This window comes from Jannaschia formosa (genome assembly GCF_003340555.1).
GTDB lineage: Bacteria > Pseudomonadota > Alphaproteobacteria > Rhodobacterales > Rhodobacteraceae > Jannaschia > Jannaschia formosa.
The window spans coordinates 57811-83673 of the sequence record NZ_QPLJ01000018.1 but is presented as its reverse complement, the minus strand read 5'-3'; the positions used below and the strand labels follow the sequence as shown (position 1 = coordinate 83673).

20 protein-coding genes are annotated in these 25863 nt (G+C 73.5%); 8 read left to right on the top strand and 12 right to left on the bottom strand.

Features of this window, described 5'->3' with window-relative positions:
* Positions 1–113: 113 nt before the first annotated feature.
* A complete protein-coding gene (locus DR046_RS16535; protein WP_115383500.1) occupies positions 114–605 on the bottom strand; it encodes a hypothetical protein in 492 nt (163 codons plus the stop codon).
* 288 nt (positions 606–893) lie between these two features.
* On the opposite strand from DR046_RS16535, the gene DR046_RS16530 reads away from it, so the two are divergent.
* Positions 894–2324, top strand: coding sequence for a mannose-1-phosphate guanylyltransferase/mannose-6-phosphate isomerase (locus DR046_RS16530; RefSeq protein WP_115383499.1), 1431 nt, complete (start codon positions 894–896; stop codon positions 2322–2324).
* A 4-nt stretch (positions 2325–2328) separates the two neighbouring features.
* On the top strand, positions 2329–5283 hold the full coding sequence (locus DR046_RS16525) for a glycosyltransferase (protein WP_115383498.1): 2955 nt from the start codon (positions 2329–2331) through the stop codon (positions 5281–5283).
* A gap of 6 nt (positions 5284–5289) precedes the next feature.
* Here the strand turns inward: DR046_RS16525 and DR046_RS16520 are convergent, their stop codons facing one another.
* From DR046_RS16520 to DR046_RS16485, 8 genes are all read right to left on the bottom strand, one after another.
* A complete protein-coding gene (locus DR046_RS16520) occupies positions 5290–6288 on the bottom strand; it encodes a hypothetical protein (protein ID WP_135227319.1) in 999 nt (332 codons plus the stop codon).
* Between the two features lie 68 nt (positions 6289–6356).
* Positions 6357–8204 carry a heparinase II/III domain-containing protein gene (locus DR046_RS16515; protein WP_115383496.1) on the bottom strand — a complete coding sequence of 616 codons (1848 nt, stop codon included), beginning with the start codon at positions 8202–8204 and terminating at the stop codon, positions 6357–6359.
* 103 nt (positions 8205–8307) lie between these two features.
* A complete protein-coding gene (locus DR046_RS16510) occupies positions 8308–9747 on the bottom strand; it encodes a CgeB family protein (protein ID WP_115383495.1) in 1440 nt (479 codons plus the stop codon).
* Positions 9744–12809, bottom strand: coding sequence for a glycosyltransferase (locus tag DR046_RS16505; protein ID WP_115383494.1), 3066 nt, complete (start codon positions 12807–12809; stop codon positions 9744–9746). Before DR046_RS16505 ends, DR046_RS16510 begins: the two co-directional genes overlap by 4 nt.
* A 2-nt stretch (positions 12810–12811) precedes the next feature.
* Positions 12812–13588 carry a sulfotransferase gene (locus tag DR046_RS16500; RefSeq protein ID WP_115383493.1) on the bottom strand — a complete coding sequence of 259 codons (777 nt, stop codon included), beginning with the start codon at positions 13586–13588 and terminating at the stop codon, positions 12812–12814.
* A 63-nt stretch (positions 13589–13651) separates the two neighbouring features.
* On the bottom strand, positions 13652–14383 hold the full coding sequence (locus DR046_RS16495) for a metallophosphoesterase family protein (protein ID WP_115383492.1): 732 nt from the start codon (positions 14381–14383) through the stop codon (positions 13652–13654).
* 131 nt (positions 14384–14514) lie between these two features.
* Positions 14515–14757 (bottom strand): hypothetical protein, encoded by a 243-nt coding sequence (locus tag DR046_RS16490; protein ID WP_135227318.1) that lies wholly within the window; start codon positions 14755–14757, stop codon positions 14515–14517.
* Between the two features lie 164 nt (positions 14758–14921).
* On the bottom strand, positions 14922–15878 hold the full coding sequence (locus DR046_RS16485; RefSeq protein ID WP_115383490.1) for a glycosyltransferase family 2 protein: 957 nt from the start codon (positions 15876–15878) through the stop codon (positions 14922–14924).
* 130 nt (positions 15879–16008) lie between these two features.
* Between DR046_RS16485 and DR046_RS16480 the strand changes: the two genes are divergently transcribed.
* Positions 16009–16869, top strand: coding sequence for a glycosyltransferase family 2 protein (locus DR046_RS16480; RefSeq protein ID WP_115383489.1), 861 nt, complete (start codon positions 16009–16011; stop codon positions 16867–16869).
* Positions 16870–16960: 91 nt separating this feature from the next.
* Here DR046_RS16480 and DR046_RS16475 read toward each other — a convergent pair whose 3' ends face one another.
* On the bottom strand, positions 16961–17221 hold the full coding sequence (locus tag DR046_RS16475) for a spike base protein, RCAP_Rcc01079 family (RefSeq protein WP_115383488.1): 261 nt from the start codon (positions 17219–17221) through the stop codon (positions 16961–16963).
* 335 nt (positions 17222–17556) lie between these two features.
* Between DR046_RS16475 and DR046_RS16470 the strand changes: the two genes are divergently transcribed.
* The 5 genes from DR046_RS16470 to DR046_RS16450 all read left to right on the top strand — a co-directional run bounded on the left by DR046_RS16470 (position 17557) and on the right by DR046_RS16450 (position 23627).
* Positions 17557–19914: a hypothetical protein gene (locus tag DR046_RS16470; RefSeq protein ID WP_115383487.1), complete on the top strand. Its 2358-nt coding sequence runs from the start codon at positions 17557–17559 to the stop codon at positions 19912–19914.
* Positions 19915–20026: 112 nt separating this feature from the next.
* Positions 20027–21454: an O-antigen ligase family protein gene (locus DR046_RS16465; protein WP_115383486.1), complete on the top strand. Its 1428-nt coding sequence runs from the start codon at positions 20027–20029 to the stop codon at positions 21452–21454.
* Entirely contained in the window at positions 21451–22359 is a 909-nt protein-coding gene (locus DR046_RS16460) for a glycosyltransferase family 2 protein (RefSeq protein ID WP_115383485.1), read from the top strand. Before DR046_RS16465 ends, DR046_RS16460 begins: the two co-directional genes overlap by 4 nt.
* A gap of 108 nt (positions 22360–22467) precedes the next feature.
* Entirely contained in the window at positions 22468–22791 is a 324-nt protein-coding gene (locus DR046_RS16455; RefSeq protein WP_115383484.1) for a hypothetical protein, read from the top strand.
* 23 nt (positions 22792–22814) lie between these two features.
* A complete protein-coding gene (locus DR046_RS16450) occupies positions 22815–23627 on the top strand; it encodes a DUF2145 domain-containing protein (protein WP_115383483.1) in 813 nt (270 codons plus the stop codon).
* A 135-nt stretch (positions 23628–23762) separates the two neighbouring features.
* On the opposite strand, the gene DR046_RS16445 is transcribed toward DR046_RS16450, so the two are convergent.
* Together DR046_RS16445 and DR046_RS16440 are read right to left on the bottom strand one after the other, a co-directional pair.
* Positions 23763–25175, bottom strand: coding sequence for a porin family protein (locus DR046_RS16445; protein WP_115383482.1), 1413 nt, complete (start codon positions 25173–25175; stop codon positions 23763–23765).
* A gap of 7 nt (positions 25176–25182) precedes the next feature.
* Positions 25183–25839 (bottom strand): polysaccharide biosynthesis/export family protein, encoded by a 657-nt coding sequence (locus DR046_RS16440; RefSeq protein WP_115383481.1) that lies wholly within the window; start codon positions 25837–25839, stop codon positions 25183–25185.
* Positions 25840–25863: the final 24 nt, after the last annotated feature.

Below are 25863 nucleotides of genomic sequence, written 5' to 3'. Positions count from 1 at the left end.
GCGCCTTGCGGGGAGCGCAGGGCGGCAGGAGCCTGTCCGGCGAAGGGGGCGGGGCCGGAGGTCAGGGTCGCGAGACGGCCTCGCGCGGGCCTGCCGGGTCGCGTCCCCGGCGGTCAGCCCCGCAGACGGCGGAGCGGGGCGGTGAGGCGCCAGGAGCGGCTGGCGCGCATCTTCTCGAGCTCGGCGCGCAGCGCGTCGCGCTCGGCCTTGAGCTCGGCGATGCGGGCGTCGCGGTTGACGAGCCCCGCGCGCGCCTTCTCGATCTTGGCGCGGAGCGCGGCGATGCGCGCCTCCGTCGGCGGCCCGGAGGCGGGGTCGGCGGCCGGGTCGGAGGCAGAGCCGGGCGCGGGATCGGAGACAGGCGCCGGATCGGGGTCGGGCGCCGGATCGGAGACGGGATCGGGCGCGGCGGCCTTGCGCCTGGCCTTCGGCCGGATGGCGGCGGCGGGGGAGGCAGCGGCCGGCGCGCCCCCGGCGTCGGCGAGCAGGCGCAGGCGGGCGTCGCGCTCGGAGCTGACCTCGTCGAGCATCGCCTCAAGCGAGGACAGGATGTCCTCGGACGCATCCTTCTCGGGCCGGACGGGGGGTGCGGCGGGATCGGGCATCTCGGGGTCCTCAGGCAGGTGCAGGGCGCGCGCCGCGCAGCCTACAGGCGTCTCCCTGCCTGAGCAAGGCGGCCGGCCGGAGTTCGGGCTTGGCATCCCGCAGCGTTTCAAATAGCACCCCGGAGAAACATATATCAATCCCGGTGCGGAGGGGTTCCGAACCGAAGGAGCGATTTATTCCCCAATATTCTTAGGATATTGCATCTCGATCCATTGATCACGCCCGATCTCCCGGCGGTTTCGGCCGTCCGGATCGCATTCCGAAGGTAAAGGCTCATGAGCAATACGATGGTCCATCCGGTGCTTCTGTGCGGAGGGGCGGGGACGCGACTCTGGCCGGTCTCGCGCAAGAGCTATCCCAAGCAGTTCACCCGGATGATCGGCGACCGGAGCCTGTTCCAGGCCTCGGCGCTGCGGCTCGCCGGGCCGGGCTTCGCGGCCCCCGTCGTCGTCACGGGCGGCGATTTCCGCTTCGTCGTCACCGAGCAGCTGGCCGCCTGCGAGCTGGCCGCGCAGGCGATCCTGATCGAGCCCGCCGCCCGCAACACCGCCCCCGCCATCCTGGCCGCCGCGCTGCATCTGGCGCAGTCGGACCCGGAGGCGGCGATGCTGGTCGCGCCCTCGGACCACCTGATGGGCGACGATGCGGGCTTCCGCGCCGCCGTGCAGGCGGCGCTGCCCGCTGCCCGGGACGGCCGCATCGTCACCTTCGGCATCCGCCCCGACCGCCCCGAGACCGGCTATGGCTGGCTGGAGCTGGAGGCGCCCACCGACAGCGCCGTGCCGGTGCCGCTGATGGGCTTCGTCGAGAAGCCCGCCCGCCCCGAGGCCGAGCGGATGCTCGCCGAGGCCCGGTACCTGTGGAACGCGGGCATCTTCCTTCTGACCGCCAGGACCCTGATCGCCGCCTTCGAGGCGCATCGGCCCGACATGCTGGCCGCCGTGTCGAGCGCGGTCGAGGGCGCGACCCGCGACCTGAGCTTCACCCGGCTCGATCCCGGCCCCTGGGGCGGGCTCGACGACATCTCGATCGACTATGCCGTGATGGAGAAGGCGGACAACCTCTCGGTCCTGCCCTATGGCGGCGCCTGGTCGGACCTGGGCGACTGGGACGCGATCCTGCGCGAGAGCGAGGGCGACGCCGACGGCGTGGTGCGCCAGGGCCGGGCCACGGCGCTCGACTGCCACGACACGCTGCTGCGCTCGGAATCGGACGCGCTCGAGATCGTCGGCATCGGGCTTCGCGACATGATCGCGGTGGCCACGCCCGACGCGGTGCTGGTCGCCGACCGGTCGCGCTCGCAGGAGGTGAAGGCCGCCGTCGCCCGGCTCAAGGAGAAGGGCGCGAAGCAGGCCGAGACCCTGCCCGTCGACTTCCGCCCCTGGGGCTGGTTCGAGAGCCTGGTCACGGGCGACCGCTTCCAGGTCAAGCGCATCCACGTCAACCCGGGCGCGGCGCTGAGCCTGCAGTCGCACCACCACCGCGCCGAGCACTGGATCGTCGTCGAGGGCACCGCCCGTGTCACCGTCGATGAAGATGTGAAGCTGGTGACCGAAAACCAGTCGGTCTTCATCCCGCTGGGCGCCGTGCACCGCATGGAGAACCCGGGCAAGGTCCCGATGGTCTTGATCGAGGTCCAGACCGGCCGTTACCTCGGGGAAGACGACATCGTCCGATACGACGACGTCTACGCGCGAGGCCAGGGGGCGAAGGGGTAAGGCCATGGACGATCTGAGGACTGCCCCCGACCTGCCCGGCCTGCGCGAGGCGGCCGACATCCCCCGGGCCGTCTCGGACGCCCCCCGCAACCCCTGGCGGCGCGCCCAGGTCGCGCTGGAGCGGATCGGGCGCGGCGACTTTGCCGGCGCCGAGCGGATGCTCGATTCGATCCGCTACCGCCCCCGGGTCCCGGCGCAGGCCTTCGCGATCTATGCCGACCAGATCGCCGAGGCGCGGGCCCGGGCCGACCTGCCCGTCGGGCCCTTCGACATCCCGGCCGACTACGCCTCCTGCCCCGATCCGAGACTGCGCCGCCCGTTCCGGCGGCTCGACGCCGACGCCCCGGCGCCCAAGCCCTATCCGCCCGGCCTGGCCCTGCCGCAGCCCGTCGGCATGGGCTCGGGCGTGCCCTATTTCCTCGACGACGCCGCCGCGCGCCTGTCGGAGGCGATGGCCCACCGGCTGCGCCGCATCCATGTCGTGCTGTCGGCCGAGCCGGACGTCCCGACGGCGCCGATCCTCGCCGCGCTGGCCCGGCAGGAGGGACTCTCGGCCGCGCTGCAGGTGACGGTGTTCGACCCGAAGCTCGACCCGGGCCTCGCCTTCCCCGCGCCGCTGGCGGGCGACGCCGTGCAGGCCGCCGTCACCACGCCGCAGGCCGCCGCCCGGCTGGAGCGGATCGCCGAGGAGGCCGATCTGGTCGTCTTCCTGAGCGGGCGGGTCGAGCTTGACCCGCTGCTGCTGCGCCGTGCGCTGCATTACGCCGCGATCTCGGACAATGTCGTCCAGCCGATCCTGCCCGAGAAGCGCGAGGGCGACCTGTCCACGCCCTTCGCCCGGGTCCCGGCGAAGCGGCTGTCGCGCTTTCCGTTCCGCGACATCCAGGGGCTCAACATGGTGGTGCCGGCGCCGCTCCTGCGCCGGGTGGGGCCGCTCGAGACCCGCTTCCAGGGCAGCCCCTACGCCGCCCACGAACTGGCCTTCCGCCTGATGCGCGCCGGCGCCTTCTTCGTGCCGCTGACCGTGTCGCAGGTCGAGCCGCCCGCGGGGGAGCGCGCCGACGTGGCCCTGGCCCGCGCGCTCTGCCCCAATTCCTGGGACCGCAAGGCCGCGGACGCCGCCTCGGAGGTGCCGCGGGTCTCGATCTACATCCCGACCTACAATGCCTCGGCCTATATCGAGCGCGCCGTCGAGTCCGTGCTGGAGCAGGATTTCCGCGATCTGGAGGTCTGCCTCGCCGACGACGGCTCGAAGGACGGGACCGCCGACCTGCTCGCCCGGCTCTATGCCGACGAGCCGCGCGTCCGCTGGCAGCGGTTCCAGAACGGCGGCATCGGCTTCGCCTCGAACCGGGCGATCCGGATGTCGCGCGCGCCCTATGTCGGCCAGCTCGACAGCGACGACTGCCTCAAGCCCGGCGCCGTGTCGCGGCTGGTCGCCGCGCTCGACGACGACCCGAACCTCGCCTGCGCCTACGGCTCCTGCGAGCGCATCGACGCCGGGGGCGCCTACATCAAGGACGAATATGCCTGGCCGGTCTACAGCCACCAGAAGATCATGATCACCTCGATCGTGCATCACTTCCGGATGTTCCGCCGCGCCGCCTGGGAACGCACCAGCCTGTTCCGCGAGGACATCGTCAACGCGGTCGACTACGACATCTTCCTCAAGCTGTCCGAGGTCGGCCCGATGCGCCATGTCGAGGAGATCCTCTACCAGCGGCGCTGGCACGGGCAGAACACCTCGAACGTCAACGAGGGCTTCCAGACGACCAACACCTACCGGGTCCAGCGCGAGGCGCTGGCGCGGATGGGGCTGGACCGGTTCTGGGACGTCCACGTCCCCAACCCCGAGGAGCCCCGCCGCGTCACCTACAAGCGCCGGGACGACACGCCGATGGTGCTGTTCTGGCCGGACTATTCCCGCTCCAACCCCTATCAGCACCTGCTCTATGGCGGCGCGCGGGACCGCATCGAGATCTGCGCCGGCGACATAGACGCGGCCCTGCGCCAGATCGACCTGATGGAGCGGCCGGGCCTTCTGACCTTCCACCTGCACTGGCTGAACTTCGTCCTGACGGATGTCGAGGACCGGCAGGAGGCGCGCAAGCGGGTCGATGACTTCCTGGGCAAGGTCGAGACCTTCGTCGCCAAAGGCGGCCGGCTGGTCTGGACGATCCACAACACGGTCTCGCATGACAGCCCCTACCAGGCGCTGGAGGTGGAGATGTCGAACCGCATCGCGGCGGCGGCCCATGCGCTGCATTTCCATTCCGAGGCCTCGGTCGACGAGGTGGCGGAGGTGTTCGAGATCCCGCGCGAGAAGGTCCGCGTCTCGCGCCACGGCAGCTATGTCGGCGCCTATGCCGATTTCGTCACCCGCGCGCAGGCGCGCGCCCAGCTCGGGATCGGGGCGGAGGAGGACGTAATCCTGTTCACCGGCCAGGTCCGGCCCTACAAGGGCGTCGAGCAGCTGATCGCGGTCTTCCGCCGGCTTCTGGCCGAGCGGCCGCAGGCGGTGCTGCTGATCGCCGGGCGGATGACCGGCGCGGTCCAGCGGCAGGTGATGGAGGGCCTCTCGCAGGCGGAGCGGGCGCGCATCCGCGCCACCCGCCGCTTCGTCGCCGACCTGGAGATGCAGCTCTTCCTGCGGGCCGCGGACGTGGCGGTCTACCCTTACCAGAAGATCCTGACCTCGGGCTCGCTGATGCTGGCGCTCGGCTTCGGGGTGCCCGCGGTGATCCCCGCGGTGGGCATGACCCGCGAGGTCCTGGAGGGCACCGAGGCAGGGCTGACCTATGACGCCGAGGGCGGAGAGGCCGCGCTGGAGCAGGCGCTGCGCGCGGTGCTGGCGCGGAAGGACGCGGGCGAGCTGAGTACGATGCAGGCGGCGGCGCGCGCCGTGGCCGAAAGGATCGACTGGCCGGATTTCGGGCCGGTGCTGGTCGGGACGGCCTGACCCGCGTCAGTCCTTCCCGGCGAGGCGTGCCTTCAGCGCGGCATGGTCCCGGGCCAGATCGCGGTAGAGCCGGGCCGCCACCTGCGCCAGCGCCTCGGGATCGATCGGCGCCGGCGCCGGATCGCTCGGGTACTGGTCGAAACCTTCCTCGAAGCCTCCGCCCTCGACCTCGAAGTCGCGGAACAGCGCCGCATTGACGGGGGCGCAGGCGGCGTAGAATGTCTCTGCCGCGGCGCGGGGCGGGACCACACCGCGGCCCGGCGCGACCCGGTCCAGCCGCTTTTCCACGCCGAGGCGGAGGGGGTTTGGCTTATCGTTGACGAACATTGGAACGGCTTGGTTGAGATGGGTGAGCAGGTACTGCGCCTCGATCGAGATGCTCTCGTTGAGCCGCTCGGGCCGGGCGAGCGGCGCCTCCGGCCCGAGGCCGATCCAGTCGCGGAAATCGATACAGACGTCGCGCTCCCGCAGGCGGAGCGGGTCGAAGACCCGGACGTGCAGCCGGTCGCGGCCGAAGACCTCGGCGAACTCGCTGCAGATGCGGTGGTAGTCGTAGAAATAGGGCAGCCCCCCGGCGACGTCCGGGAGGACCGGCACCATGCTCGTCACCGAGCCGGAGCGCAGCCGCGTCCCGTAGAGGCTGACGGCGACCTTGTCCTGGCGGCGCAGGTAGAGATAGACATCCACCTCCGGCGCGACTGTGTCTAGCAGCGCCTTGAGCCGCTGCTTCTCGCGCAGGTTGGTGAGCCGGCTTTGGAGATGCTCGTTCGACAAGATCAGCCAGGCGCCGTCTGGGCTCCGCGCGGCCTCCTCGGCCAGCGCCTCCTCGATGCGGCGGCGGAAGGCGTCGAGCCCGAGCCTGGTCCGCGCGAGCGCGCGCTTGCGCTGGTTGTCGGTCTTGTCGTCGTCGCGGGCATAGGCGATCAGGTTGGTGTGGTTGTCGGACCCCATCACCCGCGAATACACGATCCCCTCCGCCAGCAGGGCCTTCCGCGAGGCGGTCATCATACCTTGGATGGAGGTCGTGCCGGTCTTCTCCATGCCAATGTGCAGGCTGCATCGGGCAAAGGACATCAGGTTCTCCCATCGGTGGCGCTCATGCGGAAGTCGAACAGCCGGCCCTCGTCGTCCAGCAGGTGCCGGATCTCGAGCGCGTGGCCCGGCCCCTCGGCGGCCGGGAGCGCGATCCGCGTGCCGTCTGTGCCGCGCGAGACCTCGCAGCCGGGCAGGTCTGCGAGCCCGGGCGAGACGATCGTCACCATCAGCGCCCCAGTCTCGAGCGGGATGCGCAGGACCGGCGCTTCGGCGAAGTAGTTGTCGCGGCTCGTCACCAGCGCGATGTCGTGTAGCGAGCGCCCGCCGGGCGTGCCGTCGGGCGCGAAGGGGGCCGGGGCGGGCATCGCCGCGGGGTCGAACGGCGCCCCCGCAGCTTGGAACACCCGGATGGAGAAGGGGTCGGACTTGGGCGGTGTGACGTGGAGGACGCGCCCGGTCCCGTCCCCCGTCTCGTCGGTTCCGGCGCCGGGCGCGGTCTGGAGCCGGAGATAGGCGCTGCGGCCCTCGCGGTCGCCCTCGATCACGTCGAGCAGCACGAGGTGGTCGCCCCGCAGCAGCACGAAGCCCCGCCGCCAGACTAGGCCGGGCGCGACCTTGGCCAGGCCCTTGATCAGGCTGCGCCCGCCCGCATGGGTGGCGCGAGTGACCCTGGAGACGTAGTCGTGCTGCCCGTCCTCCACGATCAGCCCGTTATGCCCGAGGGGCTTGCGGAAGTACTGGAAGCGCAGCTTGTTGCCGTACTTATAGGGGCCGCCGGAATCGACCAGCAGGGGCTGGCGGGCGCGGTAGAGCTCGAAGCTGAGCCCGTCGACATGGCCGTGGGGACCGACGAAGGGCTTGTCCATCACCGACAGCATCATTTCGCGCGCACCGCTGCCGGAGCGGGCGAAGTAGTAGCCCTTGCGCGGGTAGCAGGCCAGCCCGGCCCGGGGCGAGCGCGTTTCCGGCGGGGCGGCCAGCGCGTCGGTCAGTTCGTTGCGATAGGGCGCCTTGAGGAACGGCTTGAGGTATTTCGGGCCGACGAACATGTCGTGCTTGCTGTCGCCGAAGCCCGGTAGCTTGCCCAGCGAGACGCTCATGTCCCACAGGAACGGCGCCATCTTCCCGACGAGGTCTAAGGCGAAGGCGACCTTCGCCTCGCCCACGAGAGGCGCGGCGTAGAGTGCGAAGTCGCGGATCCGGGCCATCAGGAAGATGTGGTAGAAGGCGGCATGTTCGGCGGCGCTCCCCTCCTCGGCGTCGATGCAGCGCCCGGTCCAGGCCGCGAATTCCGCCAACGCGAAGTCGTAGGCCTCCTGCCGGGCGTCGCCCTCGAGGAAGGCCAGCGCGCCGTCCAGCGTGCCCTCGATCTGGAACAGGGTGTGGTTGCTGTAGAGCCAGCGGTCCGAGGCCAGGTAGCCGCGCAGGATCTCCAGGTGGCGCAGGGCGAAGGCCCGCAGCCGCGCGTCCTCCCCGGGTGAAAGTCGCCCGGCTAGGTGGCGGGCATAGACGAAGGCGACATGCGAGAGCCGGTAGGAGACGGCGTGGTCGTCGAGTACCTGATCGACCGACTCGCCGCCGCCCGCGAAGAAGTCGACATAGGACATCACCAGATCGCGCAGCAGCTCCGCCAGTTCCGCCTCGCGCTCGGGGTGGCGCAGGATCGTCTCATCGATCGCGTGGACCCAGTAGAGCGAGTGCCAGTAGAGGCACCAGGTCTTGTCCCCGTAGGGGTTCCACGCCCAGTCCACCTGCGGCTCCAGGATGACGGGCGGGAAGGGGCGGCGGATATCGAGTGCCCTGTGCTCGGCGAAGCCGGAAACCGCCTCCGGGGTTCGGAACAGTTCCTGCTCGGGTCGCCTCAACAGGTCGGGATCAACAGTCATCGCATGCGTCTCTTAGGCAGGATGCAGGGGCGACCGCGTCGCCGTGGAGGCTCGTCCCCTGCCGCAAGATCGGTCCCGTCCAATGGAGGGTCGGGCCCCTCTACTAGAAGGGGCGGGCAGGGTTCAAGCCGGACCGGCGTCCGAGGCCCCACCCCGCCGCCACCCGGTCGACCGCCTCGGCCAGCGTGGCCGCGCGGTGGTCGAAGGTGTGGGCGCCGAGCACGATCTCGCGGGCGCGGGCGGCGCGGGCGAGGAAGGGCTCCGGGTCGTCGAGGCAGGCGCGGATCGTCTCGGCGAAGGCGTCCGGCTCGGAGGCGGTCGCGATCGTGTCGCCGAAGACCGCCTCCAGCCCCGCCACCGGGTCGGTCAGGATCGGCGTCCCCGTGGCCGAGCCGTCGAACAGCCGGTTCGACAGGAAGCCGTTGTCGCGCATCGAATCCCAGTGGTCGTTGAGGAGCAGCAGGTGCGAGGCATAGAGCGCCGGCAGGTCCCGGTTCGAGACCGAGGGCGCGCGGACGTAGCCCTTTGGCAGAACCCCCTCCCAGCCGCCGCCATAGAGGTCGAGCGGCACGCCCCTCTCGATGCACCACTTGACCATGGTGCGGTATTCGCGCCGGGAATTGCCGACGAAGACCGGCGCGGGGCGGCGGGTCTCGGGCGGGCGCACGGCGCCGAACATCGTCGCGTCGGTGGCTTGGTGCAGCACCTCGACATGGGAGAGGCCGCGCTTGCGCAGATGGGCGGCATAGATGTCCGAGGCGACGAAGACGCGGTCGTATTCGGCATATTCCGCCTCCGTCACCCGGTCGGGATGGGAGATCAGCCACATCAGGTTGATCTTGCCGGGGTCGAGCGTGACCGGCTGACGGCCGCGGATCACCAGCACCGCATCCTCGCGCGCGGTGCGGCCGTACCAGCCGTCCATGCAGTCGACGCCGACGGGGCGGCCCAGCCGCTCGAAGGCGGCTGCCAGCGAGGCGGCGAAATGGCTGTCGCCCCAGAGCGGCGCCTCGCGCAGGTTCGGGGTCGAGATCTTGATGCGCAGGGCGGGCGCCTCGGCGGGGCGGTACCAGGTCCGGGGCGGAGCGCCCGCGTCGATGCGGCCCCGGTCCAGCACGTGGTCGGAGCCCGCGATGCCGATCGTCAGCCGCGTGGCGTAGGCGGCGCGGGCGACCGAGGCGGGCAGGTCGAGGGTGAAGCGCCCCTCCTCGGCGGCGCGGGCGGTGGCGCGGGCGACGACGCCGTGCGGCCCGAGCGCCAGCACGGTGACGTCGCGGTCCGGGTCGCGGTCGTCGCGCGCCTGTCCCGTGATCCGGCCGCCCCGCGCGCGCGCCACCCTGCCCGACCAGCCGCCGGGGCGGATCGTGACCGGGGCCGCGCCTTGCAGGGTGACGGTCAGGGGCTCCGCAGGCACCGGCTCGACCAGGAAGCGGCCCGGATGGGGCAGGGGCCTCGCGGTGCCGTGGCTCAGGACCGGCGCGGCCCCGCCCTCGACGGCCAGCACGCCATGGGCCAGCAGCGGGACGATCCGGGGGTCGCTCACCGCGCCAGCACCCACCAGAGCGCATGGGCCAGCCGTTCGCGCGCCAGCGCCGGGTGGCAGGCGATGGCATGGGCCTGGGCGCTGCGCTCCGACAGGCGGGCCATGGTGCCCGTGTCCGAGAGCAGCTTGGCGGTCTTCTCGAAGACCCACTCGGCATCGGTGCGGGTCAGCGCGAAGGCCGCGCGCGACTCGATCCACTGGTTGCCGAAGCCGGCCGGGTCGCCCTCGGGCGGGACGGCGGAGGGCGTGCCGCGGGACTGGAGCGCCTGCAGCAGGGCGAACTCGTAGGGGTCGAGGTCGGCCAGCTCGCGCAGGACGAGGACGAGGCTGGGATGCGCGGCGAGGTCCGACGCGGCGCGGCGCGGCGTGTCGAGGGCGACGCCGATCCGCGCGGCCTCGCGCCGCAGAGGGTCGAGCTGCGCCTCGGCGCGCAGGCCCAGCACCAAGAAGCGCGGCTCGGAAGGGGGCGCGCCCGGCGCGCCCTCCAGCGGGACGGCGCCGAGCGGCAGGGCGGCGCGCGGGTCCGAGAGCGGCACCAGCATCGTGCCGGCCTGCGTCTGGTCCAGCGTCAGCGTGCGCGCGGGGTCGAGATCGGGCAGGGCGCGGAGCGTCGCGCGGGCCGGGCCCACGGCCAGCGTCGCGCCCTCGGCCACATGGCCCGCCAGCGCCTGGCTCAGCCGGGCGGGGTCGTCGAGCAGGCTAGCGGGCAGCGCGGCGAAGCCCTCGGCCTCGCCCACCGCCACCGCCTCGACCGGTCCGTGGGCGCGGGCCAGATCGGCCAGCCCCCGCGCCAGCGCCGCGTCGCCGGGAGCGAGGCCGCGCTGCCCCGGCGGCGGCATCAGCAGCACCGTCGTCTTCGGCGGCGCGGGCCAGTCGATGGCCAGCCGCGCGTGATCGCCCGCCAGCCGCGCCCGGGTCTTTTCCCCGACCGTGGCCTGGGCGTTCGAGCCCATCTGCGTATGCGTCACCTGCCCCCAGGCGATGTTGCGCCGGTAGAAGACCAGGGTCCGGTCGACATGGCTGGCCCGGAACACCGAAGTGTAGCGCAGGGCGAGGTCCCAGTCCTGCAGCCGCGGCAGCGCCTCGTCGAAACCGCCCAGCCAGTCGAAGACCCTCCGGTGATGGACGATGGAATTGAGGTCCATGAAGTTCTTGCCCGAGAGCTGGACGGGCCGGAAGGCGGGGCGCGCCACCTCCTGCAGGGTGATGCGGGCGCCGATGGTCTCGGTGTCGAGATAGGAGGAATAGGCGATCGGCACGCCCGGCGCCGCCTCCAGCGCGCGCAGCATCCGGTCGAGGAAGAGCGGGTGCCAGAGGTTGTCGCTGTCGAGATAGGCGATCACCTCGCCACGCGCGAAGCGCAGGCCGTTGTTGCGGGCGCCCGCCCCGTTCGACTTGAGGAAGCGCATGTAACGGATGCGCGGGTCGTCGAAGCCCCGCACCACGTCCGCGGTGCGATCCTCGGAGGCGTCGTCGCAGACCAGAAGCTCCCAGTTGTCGTAGCTCTGCTCGATCACCGACTGGATCGCCTCGGCGATGGTGAAGGCGCGGTTCCAGCTGGGCATGACGATGCTGACCAGCGGGCGGCTTGCCAGGGGCACGGTGGCCACGTCGCGGTGCGTCCCGCGCTCGTCGGCCAGGGCCCGGGCACGGTCGCCGTCGGACAGCCGGGCGAGATACGCGGCATGGATGCCGTCCGGGGGTGCCTGCCAGTCGGACGGGAGCGGCAGGGCGCCGGGCTCGGCCTCCTCGGCGGGGAGCGGAGGGGGATCGGCGCGGCCCAGGGGGCGGTTGGCGCGGGCGAGGCCGGTCAGCGACCCCATCGCGCCCCGGCCCAGCACCAGCTCGACGGCGAAGCCGCAGGGCAGGCGGCCGTCCTCGATGGCGCGGGCGAGCGCGGGGTGGAGGGCGCGGGCCGCCGCCTCGTCGATGCCGGGGCCGGGGGGCAGGCCCCGGGCGGCGCCGGTGTCGCGCCAGTGGGCGAGGGCCTCGGCGGGGGCCGTGCATTCCTCCAACCCGGCGGTGGCCGCGTACCAGGTCGGGTCGAAGCGGTCGTCGGGGTCGGCGCAGAAGGCGTCGAAGGCGGCGCGGGCCCGCTCGCAGAGGTCGTCGGAGAGGCGCGCGGCATCGAGCTCCGGCGCGGGCAGGTCCGCCGACCAGTCCTCCAGCGCGCGGCCGGGGGTGGCGACGCGGCGGGCCAGAACGGCGCCCTCGCCATCGGTCACGACGACGTGGCGCACCTCGGGCGGCAGGGTGACGGTCAGGGCGGCGGGCTCCTCCGCGGCCTCGAGCCGCGTGCCGTCGGCCAGCACGGTGGCGCCGGGGGCCACGGGATTGCCCGTGGCGTCGCGCGCCTCGATCCGGAGGCGGCGACCGGCCTCGGGGATCAGCGTCAGAACGGGGCGGTCGCTCGTCAGGCCGACCCGCACGGGGCTGCCCTGCAGGGGCGCGCCCGCGACGGTGACATGGGCGAGATGGGTGCGGCCATCGGCGAGGCCCGGGGGCACGCGGACCGAGAAGCCGTGCTGGCTGAAGGCGCCGAAGCCCGGCACCTCGCGGTCGAGCGTGACGCGGGTCGGCGCGCCCTCGTCCCAAGCCAGCTCGACATGGCCGGTGCCGGTGGCCCAGCCGGTGACCGCGCCCCGGTCGCGGTCGAACCAGCAGAGCCCGTCGAGCGGGCTGGCCGCCCAGGGCGCCGCCACCAGCGCCGCCTCGCCGGCCGAAAGCTTCAGCCGCCCGCCGCGCAGAAGCGTGCCGTCGCGTTCCAGCCTGAGTTCCAGCTTGTGCGCCGCCCCGTCGCGCAGCCGCGCGGGCAGGGCCGCGTCGAACCCGCAATTCAGGGGCGCCCGCCCGGTCTGGGCGACGTCGTCGCGGGGCAGGTTGGCCAGCACGTTCATCTCGTGGCGGCCATCGACATGCAGCGTCAGCCGCGCGGGGCGCGACGGGTCCTTCGGGTCGACGGCCCAGCCCGCCACCCGGTCGGCGTCGAAGCGGTCGACATAGCCCACCGCCTGCGGCAGCAGCCGCTTGGCCAGGGCGCGCAGGCGGGGGGGCAGGGTCATGGTCAGGCGGCGGCGGCCCAGCGGGCGGTCTGGATCCGGGCCTCCTTGCGCAGGCCCCTGGCGACGGTCTGGTCGATGGCCTTGTAGGTCTCGACCCATTCCGGCGGGACCTTGCGGTCGGCGCGCTTGGCCATGAAGCCGCGGTGGCGCTTCAGCATCTCCGAGAAGGGCTTCGCGCGATCGACCCCGAGGAAGGACAGCAGCGCCGCCTCGATCGGGGTGTCCTCGGCATACATCCGGTCGTAGTCGACCAGGAGGAAGCGGTCCTTGAGCTCGGGCCGGCTGTCGAACAGCGCCTGGAGCTGCGCCTGCTGCGCCGCCCAGCTTTCGCAGGCGGCGGCGAAGTCCTTGCCCTTCGGCCACCTGTCGCGCGGCTTGTCGGCCCGGGCCTGCCAGGACAGGCCGACATCCTTGAGGTTGCGCAGGATGTAGAGGCAGCGGGTCCGCGGCTGGGCGTCGAGGAAGTCCTCGAGCACCGGGGTCAGGTCGGGGACCTTGTCGCCGATGACGCGGGCCGCGTCCCACTTGGCGGCGATGGAATCGTAGACGGGCGCCCAGGCCGGGCGCTCGGCGGGGCGCAGGTTGGTGTCGCCGGGCTGGAAGTCGAAGAAGCGCTCCTTCGCGAAGAAGCCCGGGTCGTAGACGTTCTCGCGCAGGTAGCGGAACTTGTAGCGCTCGATCCCGACCCCGACCTGGGGGTGGGCGTTCAGCAGCTCGGCCAAGGCCGTGGTGCCGCTGCGGGCCACGCCGCTGACGATGAGATGTGTCTTGTCGGTCATGCGCCCCCCTGGTCTGGCGGGCCTTTTGGAGGGTTTGGGGGCCGGGGGCAAGGCGGGCGGCCCTCAGGCCTGAAGGAAGCGGACGGGCTCGCCCGGGGTCAGCGCCGCCGCCGTCAGCCGGTCGGAATACCACGCGCCGGTATCGACGGCGATGCGGCGGCCCGCGACCTCCGGGTCGTGGACGGGGGTGTGGCCATGCACGACCCAGAGCCCGTCGCGGCGGGGCTTCGCCAGGAAGCGCGGATGACCCCAGAGCATCACCCGGGGCACCTGCGCCTCGGGCGGGGCGGCGGGGTCGAGCGCGGCATGAACGCAGATCACGTCGCCCGAGCAGTGCATCAGCGGCAGGTCGCGCAGCCAGGCCAGGATCGCGGGGCCGAGGGCCGCGCGCAGGCGCGGCGCGGCCTCCTCCCAGTCGTCGGGCGGGGGGCCGAGGTCGAAGCTGTCCCAGGTCTCCAACCCGCCATGGCGCAGCCAGCGCGCGCCCCGCACCGGGTCGCCGTCGAGCGCGTCGAGCAGCATCTTCTCGTGATTGCCCATCAGGCAGATCGTCCGGTCGGGGGCCGCGCGGCGATGGGCGTCCAGACGCGCCAGCACGGCGCGGGGATCGGCGCCGCGGTCGACATGGTCGCCGAGGAAGACGGTCACGGCGGTGCCGGCCACGCCCCGTTCGGCCGCGTCGGCGGCGATGCGGTCGATCATCCGCTCCAGCAGGTCGGCGCGCCCGTGCAGGTCGCCCACGGCATAGAGCGGTCCGTCCGGCTGCGGCGGATCCGTCGCGGCGCTTCTCGTCATGGCGGTCTCCGTCCGGGTCCGGTCCGTCATCGCCCGCAAGCGGGCGGGGGCGCAAGCGGGCGGGCGGAAGGGCCGCATCGGGCGGGGGCCTGCCTGGGGGCTGGGGTCGGGCCCGAGGGCGGGGGTCGGGCCTAGGGGCGGGGGCCGGCCCCGAAGGCCCCGCGCAGGGTCGCCGGCCCGGTCGGGGTCCCGGCGGATGATCCCCGGGCCGCCCGCGCGCGCAGCGCCAGGACGGCGGCGAACAGAAGCAGCGTCGCGCTTCCGACCCCGGCCAGGAGGCCGAGGCTGGCCTGCCAGCCGGCGCCCAGGGCGAGGCCCAGCCCGCCGGCGAGATAGCCCAGCAGCGTGGCGGGGAGGAGAAGGCCGAGAGCCATGCAGGCGATCCTTTCGGTCATGGGGTCACGGCCGCGCCCGCGCCCCCGGGTCCGCGCGCGGCCGACACGAAGGCTAGGCCGGGCCGGCCCGCGGGGCCATGCCGATCTGCCTAGGATTTTAAGGGCTTCGCCCGCGCGCCCGGTCCCGGGCCGCAGCGGGGCGCCTAGGGCGCATAGCCCGTCAGCCAGTCGCGCCTGCGCGCCCAGACGGCGCGCCATTTCCGCGCCGTCTCGAGGTCGCCGGGCCTGCCGGTCAGGGCCCGCACCCGCGCCCAGCCTAGGCGCACGGCCCCCCAGAGCCAGTGCAGCCCGACCCCGAGCGGCACCAGCGCGCCCGGCCAGTGGTCGCGCATCAGGGTCACGCGGGCGGCGTTGACCATCACCAGCTTGTCGGCCCGGGTCGAGGCCGCGCCCACCAGATGCACGATCTCGGCCTCGGGCGTGATCGCCGGCCGCCAGCCCGCCCGCGCCGCGCGCAGGCAGAGATCGGCGTCCTCGCCATACATGAAGTACCTCAGGTCGAAGCCGCCCAGCTCCTCCCAGAGCGCGCGCCGGATCAGCAGGAAGCAGCCCGACACGATATCGACCTCGCGGGTGCTGTCGCGGGCCCAGCCGCCGAGGCCCTCGGGGTTGAACAGGGAACTGTCCGGAAACAGCGCCGTCAGGCCGGTGGCGCGGCAGAGCATGCTCCAGGGCGTGATCCGCATCCAGCAGGAGGAGGGGTTGAGGCGGCCGTCCGGAAACACCGTGCGCCCGCCCCAGATGCCCGCCTCCGGCCGCGCCCGGGCGAAGGCCATGAGCCTGTCGACCGCGCCCGGGCGACATTCGGTGTCGGGGTTGAGCAGCAGCAGCCACTCGGTCCGCGCGGCGGCGGCGACGCGGTTGTTGGCCCGCGCGAAGCCCAGGTTCTCGCAGGACCGGACCAGCTCGACCTCCGGGAAGGACGCGGCGACGGCCTCGGCCGAGCCGTCGGTGCTGGCATTGTCGAGCACGACGACGCGCATCGCCGTCTCGCGCGTGGTTTCGAGGAGCGTGCGCAGCGCCGCAAGCGTCAGGTCGCGCGTGTTGTAGCTGACCATCACGACGGTCAGGGCGGGATCGGCCGTGGATGTCGCGGGCACGGAGGGCTCCTGGCGGACGGCAGGCGGCGGAGCAATAGGAGAGGCGCCGGGGCCGGTCAATCAAGCATGCCCGCTTTGCGGCCCGGGGCATCGTTGCTAAGGACGGCCGATCCCTCCCGACGAGAGCCCCATGCAGGCCGCGCCGCGCTTCGCCGTCATCATCCCGCATTACGACGATCCGGTCCGGCTGACCCGCTGCCTCGAGGCGCTGGAGCCGCAGGGCCGCGACGATGTCGAATGCGTCGTGGTCGACAACGCCTCCCCCGCCGGCCTGGACGGGGTGCGCGCGCGCTTCCCCTGGGCGCGCGTCCTGGTCGAGCCCACGAGGGGCGCGGGTCCCGCCCGCAACCGGGGGGTGGCCGAGACCGCCGCGCCCTGGCTGCTGTTCGTCGACGCCGACTGCGTGCCCGCCCCCGACTGGCTGGAGGTGGCGCGGCGGCTGGCCACCGATCCGGGCATCGTGCGGGGCGGGCGGGTCGACGTCTTCGACGAGACGCCGCCCCCCCGGTCGGGGGCGCAGGCGTTCGAGACGGTCTTCGCCTTCGACATGGAGGGCTACGTGCGGCGCAAGGGCTTCCTCGGGTCGGGCAACCTGCTGGTGGCGCGCGAGACCTTCGCGGCGGTGGGGCCCTTCGGCTCGGTCGAGATCTCGGAAGACGTGGACTGGTCGCGGCGGGCGGCGGCCGCGGGCTTCGCGCTGGCCTATGCGCGGGACCTGGCGGTGGCGCATCCGACGCGGGCCGACTGGCCGGCCCTGGCCGCCAAGTGGCGGCGCACCACGCGCGAGGGCCGGGGCCTCGCCGCGCGGGGCGGGACCCGGATGCGGGCGGCCTGGGCGCTCCGGGCGCTTGCGATGCCGCTCAGCGTGCCGGTCCACGCGCCGCGGGTGCTGCGCCATCCGGCGCTGAGCCGGGGCGAGAAGGCGCGCGCGCTGCTGGTTCTGCTGCGGCTGCGGCTTGCGCGGATGGGGTGGATGCTGGGACGGCGGTAACGCCGTCGCCTCTCCAGACGGGCACGGCGGTAACGCCGTCCCCCCTTGACGGGCACGGCGGTGACGCCGTCCCGCCCGGGCCTGCGCGCCTTCAGTGCAGCGCGACGATCCCCGTCGCCGTGGTGTCCGTGGCCCAGACCCGGGCGACCCTGACCGGCAGCAGCCCGCCCGCGTTCACGAACAGCACGACCGTGTCGCCGCCCAGCGTCGTCACCCGCACGAAGCCCGATTGCGCGACGTTGAGCGCCCGGCAGGGCACCGCCAGGTCGGCGGCGTCGTCGGGGGTGACGGCGACGGCGTGGCGGACCGGGCTCTGCAGGCCGGTGGTATGGGTCTTGAAGGGATCGGTCATCGGAGGCGTCCATCCTGTGGGGGCCCGCGCGGGGGCCGGAAAGAAGCCGGAACGCTCCGGACGCGCGGTTAACGGAAGGTTGATCCTTGACGGAAGGTGAACATCCGCCCCCCGGCGCGCGGTGGCGGCGGGGGCGGGCGCGCCCGGGGACTTCCCCGGTGCCCCGCTCGGCGGCAAGAGGACGGCTTCCAGAGGCGAGACGGGGGGCCTTGCCGCCGCTGTCGCGGCCGCGCGCCCCCTCCGCGCCCCGCAGCACGAGGCCGATATCCCATGACCCAGATCCCCCGCCCGGCGCGCCGCCGCTTCCCCGCCTCCTCCGGCCGGAGGACCGCGTGATGCTGGGCATCGGAACGAGCCTCACCGCTTCCGGCGCCGGCCAGGGTGCGGCGGGCGTCCCGCCGCAGCTGGCCGATCTCGGCTGGGCCACGGTCGAGGGGGTGACTGCCTCGGGCACCGACCAGTCGGGCGTGGCCTATGTGGTCGTGCCGGCGGGCACGGCCGAGGTCGGCCTGGCCGGGGATCTGGGCGGCGCGCAGATCGACCCGGTGCGGACCGGCGGGGCCTATGGGGCGACCCAGGGCTATGACGGCCGGATCACCGGATCCTACGATGCGGGCCTGGCCGCCGCCTTTCCGGCGGCGATGGGCGCGGGGCAGGTGCTGGTCCGCGGCCGCAGGCTCGACCCCGTCGTCGGCCCGGACGGCTTCCTCGAGGGCTTCGACGTGCTCCACGTCCTGTCCCGGGAGCCGGGCGCCGACGAGATCCTGTCCTCGGCGGTGGGCTGGACCGGGCGCGGCGCGCCCGAGATCCTGCCCTTCGACGCTCCCGCCCGGCTGGCGGAGCTCGCCACCTGGGACGCGGCCGGGCTGGCCTTCCCCGCCTACGGGACGCTGATGGCGGCGCTCGAGAAATACCCGCTGGTCTTCGGCCAGAACAGCCACACCGCCTCGCATGCGGGCTACGAGCGGCTGACGCCCTCGGGCGCGGACGGGTCGCCGGGCGTGGGATACGCCTTCTCGGTGGCGCGGGTGCAGGTCGTGGCGCTGTTCGCGCTGACGGCCGACCCGTCGCCCTACACCCCCGCGGAGCGGCTGGCGCTCTACCGCAGGATCGTGCGGATCGGGCTCGACACGGTCGAGCCGATCCTCGGTTCGGGCGCGCCGCTGCCCGGCGATGGCGGCCATAACCAGGCCGGGATCGCCTTCGGCATCGAGGCGCTGCGCGCCACCGGGCGCACGGATCGGATCGCGGGCTTCCGGGCCGGGTTCGGCGGGTCGCTGGGGCAGTATTTCCGCATCGACCAGGCCTTCCTCGACACGCAGCTCGTGCCGCATGACGACCTGACCAGGAACTGCCTCTCCCGTCGCCGGACCCTGGGCGACCAGGGCGCGGCGGGCGCGGGCGAGGTCATGGTCCCGGCCCGCTTCGGCGGCGCGGGCGGCGTGCATGGCGACTGGTATCAGGTGAACATCCCGCCGGGCTCGGTCCTGACGCGCGAGAGCGACGGCGCCACCGCCATCGTCCGGGCCGAGACCGACGGGTCGCATACCGCCTTCCCGAACCTCTCGGGCAACAAGAACGTCGACGTCCCCTTCCGGCTGCGGATCGACGCGCAGCCGGCGACGCCCTTCGCGGCGGGCGACGTGGTCCACATCCAGTGGCCGCCGGGCGTCTGGGAGCTCGGCGCCGCGGCCTGGGCGCTGCGCGGGCTTGCCCGCCCCTCCTACGTCACGCCCTCGGCCGAGAACGACTATACCACGCTGCGCTCCGAGGGGGCGCAGGCGCTCTGGCTCGACATGCAGGGCCTGCTTCCGGCGAACATGCGGGACGTGCTCGACTTCGCGGGCTGGGCAGACGCGGACCCGGCATGGCCGCTCCAGTGGGGCAGCGGCAGCGCCAATCTCGGAACCGGCGACATCGGCGCCCATGTCTGGCGCAACGTGCTGGGCAACGCCCCGGCCCCGGACACGCCCGGGACCTACGACCCGGTGTCGCTCTACGCCTCGTCCGAGATGGGCATGTTCGCCATCCCCGATGCGACGGGCGTCACCGACAGCGCCTCCGGCTCCGGTACCCCGACCCTCGACGGAATGGTCGGCGCGCTTCTGGACAGGTCTCCGAACGGGCGGATCGGGCGGGCCTACAACACGGTGAACCGCCCGATCTGGCGGCAGACGGCGGGCGGGCTGCACTACCTCGAGTTCGACGGCACGGACGACTTCATGGAGATCGGCAACCTGGCCTGGACGAACACCGGCTACACCCTCGTCGCGGCCGTCTCTCTCCGGTCGTTCAAGGCCACCGACCACATCGTCGATGCGGACGGCTCGCCGCGCGTCGCGCAGCTCCTGTCGCTGTCGGCGGGGGTGCCCCGGAGCATCGCGTTCAACACGGCCGGCGAGGCCTTCTCGGCCAACGGAGCCCACGCCCTGACGGCGAACACGCCCTGCGTGCTGACCGGCATGGCGGATTACGCGGGCAACGTGGTCTGCCGCATCGACGGCGTCGCGGGCACGCCCGTGGCCTTCGCGGGCACGGGCCAGACCGCCTCCACCGACAAGTTCTTCATCGGGCGCCGGTCGACGACCTACAGCGCGATCGACCTCTACGGCTTCGCCCTGATCGACCGCCCGATGACGCCCACGGAGCTGGCCGACGCCGAGGGCTACATGGCGGAGAGGATGCCGGCGTGACCCGCCCCCGCCGGCGCGCGCGCCGGGCCTTTTCGTTTCCATGTCCGCCCCCGGCGCGCTAGGGCAGAGGGGGGCGGCGACGCACCCTTCGCCGGGAACGGAGAGGCGCGGAGTGACGCAGGCGACGGCCGAACAGGGCATGCGGGCGGGGCGGCTGCTTCCGGCGGCCGGCCTGTCGGTGCCGCGCGGCCTGCTGGCGGTCTTCCTGATCAGCCTGCTGATCCCGGTCAGCTTCGAGCTGGCCGGCATCCGCCTGTCGCCCACGCGGCTGCTGCTGCTGGCGTCCATCGTGCCGCTGGTGGCGCTGCTGTTCGGCGGCCGGCTGGGGCGCGTCACCGCGGTCGACGGGCTGATCCTGTTCCACGTGCTGTGGATCTTCGTCGCCCTCCTGATCGTCCATGGCGGCCGCTACGTCCAGACGGCGGGGATCACCTCGGTCGAGCTTCTGGGCGGCTACCTGGCCGGGCGGGCGCTGGTCCGCAGGCCCGAGGCCTACCGGGCGATGTTCGTCATCCTGCTCGGGGCGCTGCTCGTGCTGCTGCCCGTCGCCGCCTACGAGAGCGTCACCGGCAAGATGGTGATCCCCGACCTGCTGCGCCCGGTCTTCGACACGCCGGTGCGCGCCGGCTCGGCCTATGGCCGCATGGGGCTGGAGCGGGTCTACGGCGTCTTCGACCACCCGATCCTCTGGGGGCTGTTCTGCGCGCTGCTGCTGGCCAACTTCGTGCTGCTGTTCCAAAGGCGGCGGGCGCTCCTGGCGGTGGCGGTGGGGGCCTCGCTCTACGGGACGTTCGTGTCGCTCTCCTCGGCGCCGCTGCTGGCCTGCCTGCTGCAGGTGGGGCTGCTCGGCTGGGGCTGGATGACCGGGGGGCGCTGGAAGCTGCTGTTCGCGGGCGCGGTGCTGGCCTATGTCGCGGTCGACCTGGCGTCGAACCGGACGCCGGTGACGATCCTGATCGAGACGCTGACCTTCAACTCGTTCACGGGCTGGGTCCGGCTGGCGATCTTCGACGCGGGCTGGGCGGCGGTGATGAGCAGCCCGGTCTGGGGCATCGGCTTCAACGACTGGCCGCGGCCGGCCTGGGTGACCTCCTCGGTGGACAACTTCTGGCTGCTGACGGCGATGCGCTACGGGCTGGTGGGGGCGGGCAGCCTGACGCTGGCGGTCCTGCTGCACGGGCGCGCCATCATCCGCGCGCCGCTGGAGGACGAGGCGCTGCGCACGATCCGCCGGGCCTACCTGATCTCGGGGGTGGCGCTGATCTTCGTGCTGATGACGGTGCATGTCTGGGATTCGATCTTCATCTTCGTGATGTTCCTCTTCGGGGCCGGGGTCTGGATATATGCCGAGCCGCAGGCCGCCCCGCCCGCGCGCCCGCCCGCGCGCCCGTCCGCGTCCGCGTCCGGCCCCGCGCCCGACGTCCCCGCGGCGGCGGAGCGGTCGGTCCATACCCGCTTCGCCCGGACCCATCGCCGCGACGGGACCGGGGCCGCGGCGCCGCGCAGGCGGCCGACCGTCTCCTCCGGGCGGGTGCGGTGAGCCGCGTCGCCGTGGTCGTGCCCTGCCGCGACCGCGCCGCCACGGTGGGCGAGGCCGTGGCCAGCGTGCTGGCGCAGGATTACCCGGATCTCGAGGTGGTGGCGGTGGACGACGGCTCGGGCGACGGCACGGTCGCCGTGCTCGAGGCGATCGCCGATCCGCGGCTGCGGGTGCTGCGCAACCCGGGGCCGCCCGGCGTCTCGGGGGCGCGCAACCACGGGGTGGCGGCGACGGAGGCGCCCTGGATCGCCTTCCAGGACAGCGACGACCTGTGGCGCCCGGGCAAGCTGCGCCGGCAGATGGCGCGGCTCGCCGAGGGCGGCCATGTCGCCGCCTATTGCGCGATGGAGGTGTCGCGGGACCCGGGCAGCCCGGCCGCGGCGCGCATCCCCGCCCCGGACCATCCCGGCCCGCTGGAGGGCGACATCCTGCCCGCGCTGGCGCAGGGCAGCTTCGTCTCGACCCAGACGCTGGTGCTGCGCCGCGACGTCTTCGCGGCGGCGGGCGGCTTCGACACCGGGCTGCGCGCCCTCGTCGACTGGGAGCTGATGCTGCGCGTGGCCCAGGCCGGCCCGGTCGCCTTCGTCGACGCGCCGCTTGTGGTGCAGCGGATGCAGCCCAACTCGATCACCCGCTCGGCCACCGCCCGGCTCGCGGCGCAGATGCGCATCCTCGACAGGCACGGCGCGCTGCTCGCGCGCTATCCCGGCGCGCTCGCCCGCCATCACGACCGGCTGGCCGGGGGCCATCGCCGGGCCGGGGACTGGGCCGCCGCGGCGCATCACGCGGGGCAGGCGGCGCGGCTTGCGCCCGGGCCGCGGTCGCTGGGCAAGGCAGTCTGGCTCGCGGCACGGGCGCGGCTGGCCGGGGGGCGGGACGGCAGGCGGGACGACCCCGTGCCGTAACGTCACGGCGCGTTTTCTGAACAACGTTCATTTTTTCGATTGACCGGCGGAGGCCGGCTGGCTAGCTCTGCCTCACGAAAATGAACAACGTTCAAGAAAGGACATCCCATGACCCGCATCGCCACCGCCCTCGCCCTGCTGGGCGCCCTCGCCGCCCCCGCCGCCTTCGCCGGGGAAAGCGGCCGCCATTCGGCCGAGGCCGGCCACCACAGCGGCCAGGCCGCCAGCCACGGCGCCTCGGCCGCGGTCACGGGGGCCGCGACCGTCGTCTCGGTGCCGCTGATCGTGGCCGGCGGAGCGCTCGCCGTGACCGGCTCGGCGCTGCAATCGGCGGGCGAGAGCGTCATCGACACCGGCTCCGCGCTCCATGTGACGACGGCCCGGCCGCTGCCCCTCGGCACGCATGCCGACGCCGCGCCGCGGCTCGACTGAGCCCCGGCGGAGGAGATCCCGGCATGACCCGTCTCGTCGTCACCATCCTCATGGCCCTGGCCCTGCTGATCCCCGCCGTCGTCCCCGGCAAGGCGGGGGCGGGCAGCGTCGAGGCCACGGCCCCCGTCCTGCCCGCTGCCGAGGTCGCGGCCTTCGCCGACGCGGTGCAGCACGACCTCGCCGCGCGGGGGGCGGGCGTCGCCATCGTCGCCCGCACCGGGCGCGACCCGGACGACCTGCCGCCGGGGGTGCGCTATACCCATGTGGCCTTCTGGGTCTGGTCGGCGATCACGCGCGCCGACGGGACCGAGGGGCGCGGCTACCGCGTCTGGAACCTCTATCAGAGGGCCGACGACCCGACCCGCAGCGACCTGGTGCAGGAGAGCCCCGCCGAGTTCCTGGCCGGCGCCCGGCGGATGGAGGTCGGCGTGATCGTCCCCGATCCCCGGCTGCAGGCAAAGCTGCTGCGGGTGATCGCGGGGCCGGACTACGCAAGGCTGCACAACCCGCGCTACTCGGTGCTGGCCAACCCCGCGGACCCGCGCTTCCAGAACTGCACCGAGCACACGCTGCACGTGCTGATGGCCGCGCTCTACGGCACCGCCGACCGGGATCGCATCCACGCCAATGTCGCGGCGCATTTCCGGCCCCAGCCGATCGAGCTTGCCGGCGCGAAGCGGCTGCTGGCGCCGCTGGCCTCGGGGGCGCTGACGACGGCGGATCACGGCGGCACGGTCGCGACGGCCACCTTCGGCTCCATCGCCCGGTTCCTGCAGGAGCACGGGCTGGAGGAGGCGGTCTACCGCCTGACCCCGCAGGGCCCCCAGCGGTTCTGAGGGCAGTCCGGGGTCCGGAGGATGCGTGGCACCCGGTTCTGCCGGGTGCCGTTCCGCATCGGGCCGCCGGGCAGGGGCCTGCGAGGCGCCCTCATCGGCACAGCGACCGCTCCGACCCGTCCCCTGCCGACCCCCTCAGGGCCGGAAGGTGAAGCTGCGGCCCAGCCCGAGGCTCAGGCGGGTGTCGCGGTCGGTGTCGCCGCCCTCGGGCCGCGCGGCGTCATGGGTCACGCTGGCGCGCAGCGACCAGTCCGGCGTCAGCGCGTGGCGGTAGCTGGCCGCGACCGAGATCGCGGTCTGGTCGGGATCGACCCCGTCGATCACCTCGATCCGGGCCAGCCGCGCCGAGATGCCCACCCCCGCGACCGGGCTCAGCGGGCGGTCGAACCCGATCCGCGCCTGGCTGCGCGCCACCTCCTGGTCCTCGCCATCGGTGCCCGCCTGGCGGCTGAGCGAGGCGGTCAGCCGCGCGCCCTGCGCCAGCGGTTGGGAATAGGCCGCCCGCGCCTCGACGGCCAGGTCGCCGTCCTCGAACCGGGCGAGCCCTACGCCGAGGCTCAGTGCGCCGCCCCCCGCCAGGTCCAGCGCGCGGAACAGCTCCAGGTCGTCGAGCCGGTCGCCGTCATCGACCAGCGTCCGGGCGAAGCGCAGCCCGCGGCGGCCGTTCCTGCGGTCCTGGGCGATCCCGCCTTCCCAGACGAGGCCCGTGGTCCGGATCGTCTCGCGCCCGCCGCCGGCGGCCAGCCGGTCCTCCTCGCGGACCGAGCGGGCGACGGTCAGGTCGATCGCGGTCCCCGGCGCCGCGCGCCAGTCGACGCCGGCGCCCAGCCGCGTGGTCTCGGTCTCGCGGTCGAGGAGGTCGTCCTCGCTCTCGCGCCTGTGCGACGCCGTCAGCCGGAAATCCAGCCCCTCCCGGGGCGTCAGCCGCAGCGCCGCGCTGGCGCCGACGCGGCGGCTGTCGTCGAGATCGGGGTCGGAGGTATCGCGGTAGTCGCGCCGCAGCAGGTCGGCGCCCAGTTCCAGCCCGACGGGACTCCGGCGCCAGAGCGACAGGGCGAGGTTCGCCGAGACCGTCTCCAGCAGGCCGTCGTCCTCGACCAGGCCGACCGTGTCGAAGCCGGGGTCGCCGTCGCCGTCGAGGTCCTCGGTGAGCAGGAAGGACAGCCCCTCGACCTCGCGCAGGGTGTAGCCGCCCGACAGCGACAGCAGCGTCGCGCCGTTGTCGAAGCCGTAGACCGTGCGCAGCACCGGCAGGAGGGCCTCGTCCCCGATCCCGTCCTCGCCGACCCGGACGGAGCTGCCGAGGCTCAGCTCGAAGCTCTGGCTGCGGGTGCGGGTGAGGTAGCTGAGACCGACATCGCCGCGCAGCTCCGGCCCGTCCCCGTCCGCCTCGAGCCCGACGCCCAGGTCGATCACCAGCGCGGGGTTCGGCACCCCCTCCTGCGCCGAGGTGACGCCGACCCAGATGGCGCTGCTGCCGGCCAGCGCCGCGGCCAGGCCGCGCCGGATGCGTCCGCGGCGCGGCGGCGCGGCGACGGGCCCCGGCATGCGGGCCCTACTCGAAGAGGCGGCGCTGCGGCACCAGGATCACGTCGCCCTCGATCAGCACGACGTCCCGGGCGAGCCGTGCGCCCTCGGCGATGGCGCGGTAGTTGATGGTGGTCAGGCTCTGCGCGCCGGTATGCGGGTCGGTGCGGCGCAGCTGCAGCCGCTTGGTGGCGGCGAAGTTGGTGAAGCCGCCGGTCTGTGACAGCGCCTGCAGCAGGGTCACCCCGGGCTCCATCTGCTTGGGGCCGGGGGCGTTGACCTCGCCCAAGATGTAGACCTGGATCGCCGCCTCCGCCTCGGGGGCAAGCGGCTCCTCGGGGCGGACGCTGCGGACCGAGACGAAGACGTTGGGCGGGGTCGCGAAGTTCTCGGCGATGCCCTGGGTCAGCCGCTGCGCGATCTGCGAGGGCGTGCGGCCGGCGGCCTGCACGCTGCCCGCGAAGGGGAAGGTGAAGCTGCCGTCGGGGGTGACCAGCACGGTGCGGTCGAGCGTGCTGTCCTGCAGCACCTCGATGGCCAGCGTGTCGCCGGGCTGCACGGTATAGCCCTGCGCCGCCGCGCCCCCCGCCAGGGCCAGGACCGAGACGAGAACCCAAACCGGGGCCAGCACCGCAGCGGCCAGCGCGGCGCGGGCGGCCCGGAAGCGAAATGAGATGAACGCCATGCCCTCGGCCCTGTGCTGCTGCGA